The organism is Endozoicomonas sp. ALE010 (genome assembly GCF_049310165.1).
In the GTDB taxonomy this organism is placed as follows: Bacteria; Pseudomonadota; Gammaproteobacteria; order Pseudomonadales; family Endozoicomonadaceae; genus Endozoicomonas.
Window position 1 is genome coordinate 1 of the sequence record NZ_JBLYNV010000144.1, and the last position, 3,818, is coordinate 3,818.

A 3,818-nucleotide genomic window follows, 5' to 3' on the forward strand; every position below is an offset into this window, starting at 1 on the left:
GGCGATATTCATTGCTGGCCACCATGGTTACATTGCCTTCTATGGAACCCACGGTGGAGCCACTTAACGTGGTGGATGTTTGCAGGGTATCCAGAGACTGCTGCTGTGAGCCTAAAGTGACGCCAATGCCGCCGCCGCTGAACAGGCCACTTTTCTTTTTATCTTCAAGGTTCTGTTGTTGCTGGGTGTTTTTTGTGGCTACTAGAACAATGTTGTCTGCCTGTAACGTAGTGCTTGAGGTAGAGACAGCCCTGGTGCCTCTCACTTCAACAATTGAGCTCAGGCCTTGGTGAGATTAATAATCAAGATCTGTCCCCGATTACTTGGTGTCCCGAAATAGTGATAAATGGAAACATTTCATTGAAGATATCCTCGATATGGGGATTATTCTCCAAACACTTCAGCGCAACAGAAGAAGATACTGGCATATCATATACCTCGCGTCCTCTCTTGATAGCGATGCCAAACAAAGCAGCATCTTCTTCGTTAGAACGTTTCCAAACAGGTGTAAACCCTATGGTTTTGTAGATATCCGTAAGACTTCCTTGAAAACTTATCAAATCAAATATAAATGGAGGTATCTGATCTAACTCCACTTTATCGACAATCATCATCGCCCATTTATTAAATTCCTCTACACTGACTGAAGAAGAGAACAGGCATCCCATCACAAAACCAATTGCTTCACTATCATCTTTCGTTAAGCTCGACAGCTTAATCTTACTTGCCATTTGACATTCCCTCCCAACCAATATGTCCTGTGCGCTTGTGTATATCTCGTGGAACTAACTGCATTCTTCCTGTGTCCTGATGATGGTGCCATGAGAAACCATCAATAGTTTTTGAACCACGATTGATTTGACGAAGCTGATCAGCTGAGAATTTGGAAGCATTCACCTCCCCTCTTTGAATCGCATCAGCTAAGCCCTTTGATGCCATCTTCATCTGGTCATCATAGCTAGCAGTTCTAAAAGCTTCTATGGGGATTCGTGTATCAAAGGCAGCCACATCATCAAAAATTGGAAAACCTCTACGATCAAAAACAACTCCAGTTACCGGATGCCTTTGGCCAGCAAACTTGACATTTTTTGCATTCAAAGGAGGTGCTGTAGTGGAGGTAACTTTCTCTGCACCATAACCATCACTAAGTTCCTTTCTGACATTGGTAGAATCATATGGAACCTCATTGCCAAGAATCCCATTATCAGAACTAGCCAAGCCACCATTTAACTTGGCCCCATCATCTTTTACAACACTTGTTTTATTCAGATTTGTAAGATTACCACTATCACGATCAGCTGTAATCCTCGTCAACTGATCATCCGTACCAGAAAACCACTTGCCACCTTTCTTAACAACTTTCAGCCCGTACTTACCCAGCCTACCTGCCAATGCCTGAGCAACATAGTCAGTCCCTTTTTCAGCTGCCAACTCTTCAACTGTTTTTTCTCCATCTCGAACTGCTTTGGCATCATCCCATATCTCGTAGGCTGTAAAAGCCATATCAGCAACTTTGATTACTGCTATACCGAGACCAATACAAGCCCCGCCACAAAGTGCATTATTCTCCGCCTCAATCTGCCCGGCAGCCGCTGCAACCTCTGTTTCCCCTCCTGCCGCCGCAGTGACACCCGCAATCAGATTGATGACCAGATTTTTACGCTTTTCTCTTTGTTGTGAAGTAAGCTGTTCACCCTTTTCCTTGAGTAGATTGTTAATCACAACACTGGCCGCAGCACCGGTTGCACTACTGCCACAGCTGGCGCCTTGTGCAGCTGCACCGGCACAACCAACCAGCCCCTGTAAAGCAGCACGGGCATTTTTATCATCCAGATAGTCGGCGAGATGTTTTACTTCCTGTGTTGCCAGTGACTGCAAATAACTGACTGCTGCTGACTGCACCATCTGGCTGGCACTGCCCGTTACGTTGCCGCTGGCTGCTACCGAAAGGGCTGTGAGAACCGTTCGTCCTGTGCCTCCCATCTGCCAGGTATCCAGTTCATTCAGATTATTTTCAATCTGTCGTATGAGAGCAGGGTCTTGCTGGTCAACGGGTTTTGCACGCTCTTCATCAAGGGCTTTCTGGTTGGTATCAGCGGCTTTGGCCTGCTGTTCAACAAAAGTATTGACCTCTGAGACAAATGCACGGGTGATTTCAAATCCGGTCTGAATTTCCTGCTCATCAAAGATCCTGTCCAGCGCATTACTGTCAGTGCTGCTGTTCACATCCCGGTTGAGTTCAGCGACCGTGGTATCAGCGTCTTTATCGGTCAGCTGTCGCTGCTTTTCTTCGTTGGTAATGGTGACAGCACCACCACTGATGCCACTTTGAGTTGTACTGCTGTCGTCGTCCGAAGCGGACAGCGCGGAAGGTGCCGACACGCCATCAGTGCTAAAGCCGAGGTTGGCACTGGTAGCGTCGTACTCTGCCCTGTTCTCTATATCAGAGTTCGTCAGGGTGCCCGTGGTCAGGCTGTTTTTATCACCGGCTATGGCTTCATCACTGCTGGCAATCAAAGCACCTTTAAGATCGGTGTTGTCACCAACCGTAATATCAAAGCCCTCGTCTCCAGCCTTGATGCCTGACTGTTCTGTGACACTTCGGTAGTCGCTGTCTATATCGGTTTTGCCTATATTGGCGCTGACTGAGCTGGCACCTGCACAGAGTGGAGGCACACAGATGCTGACTCCAACTCCGCCACTTTTCTGTTCAGACTCGTATGTACTGGTATCCTGCAGGCTCTCAATATTCAGATCACCCCCCACATCGGCGACGACCTTTTCACCTTTGACTACAGCGCCTTTTAGGTTGGTGTCTTGACCAGAACTCAGATCAACCTGGTTGCCTGCATTGATCTGCGTGTTTTGCCAGGTAGTGTCGACACCTTCAGCATTGCCACGATTACCCGACACGCTGGCATTGAAACTCAAACCATTTTGTGAACCTCCAAACTTGAACGAGGCCCCAATACTGGCACTACTGCCGTTGCTTTCAGAATCCAGTTCTGCGGTATTTTTAGCGGCAAGAAGGTTAATATCATCTTCGGCGTTCAGGTTGGCGTTATTGCCAGCATTTATGTCGCTGCCAGTAATTGAGATATCTGAATCATTGCCTGCGCCACTGGCATTAAGGGTAATATCACCACCGGCCACCAGAGTGGATTTGTGAGCATTGTTGCTGGTACGTGTTGTGGTACTTGCCTGTTTGCTGGTGCCGAGGCTGGCACTGATTCCAACACCCGCAGCATCTGCCATATCCTTTGGTGTTTCTGCCTGAGCCACTGCCGTGGCACCGTCGTATGCCTGTTTGGCTGACAGTGCAGCAGTTGCACCGGCCAGTGCTTTCAGGCGGTCGTTATCGGTCTTGCTGCCCAGCTCTTTCATTAGATCCGCAGTTTGCAGGGCGGTGATGATGGAACTGGTGACGCTTACCGTAAGGCCGGACTGTTTGAAACTCTGCTTTTCTACGGTGCTGTTTTCGTTGTGGCCTGCCTCGACGATAATATTTTTAGCATCGACGGATATATCCCCGGCTGGTGTATTAACATCACTAGCCGTCTGGTGATATTCATTGCTGGCCACCATGGTTACATTGCCTTCTATGGAACCTACGGTGGAGCCATTTAACGTGGTGGATGTTTGCAGGGTATCCAGAGTTTGCTGCTGTGAACCTATCGTGACGCCAATGCCGCCACCACTGAACAGGCCACTTTTCTTTTTATCTTCAACTCGACTCTAAAGTTTTAGTCTGATTATTGGGTCAAATTTGAGCAGGTCTCACTGCTGCTACTCGGACTTTAGCTGCGCAGGGTCTTCAT

At 48.0% G+C, this 3,818-nt stretch carries 3 protein-coding genes; all 3 read right to left on the reverse strand.

Annotated elements, in window-relative coordinates:
• A partial coding sequence (locus ACO6UY_RS24145; protein ID WP_422463839.1) for a hypothetical protein occupies positions 1-265 on the reverse strand: 265 nt, incomplete at its 3' end.
• 37 nt (positions 266-302) lie between these two features.
• Positions 303-731 (reverse strand): hypothetical protein, encoded by a 429-nt coding sequence (locus ACO6UY_RS24150; protein ID WP_422463837.1) that lies wholly within the window; start codon positions 729-731, stop codon positions 303-305.
• The gene (locus ACO6UY_RS24155; RefSeq protein WP_422491587.1) at positions 721-3,585 is read right to left on the reverse strand and encodes a hemagglutinin repeat-containing protein; all 2,865 of its coding nucleotides are present in this window, start codon (positions 3,583-3,585) and stop codon (positions 721-723) included. The genes ACO6UY_RS24150 and ACO6UY_RS24155 overlap by 11 nt, the downstream gene beginning before the upstream one ends.
• Between the last annotated feature and the right edge of the window lie 233 nt (positions 3,586-3,818).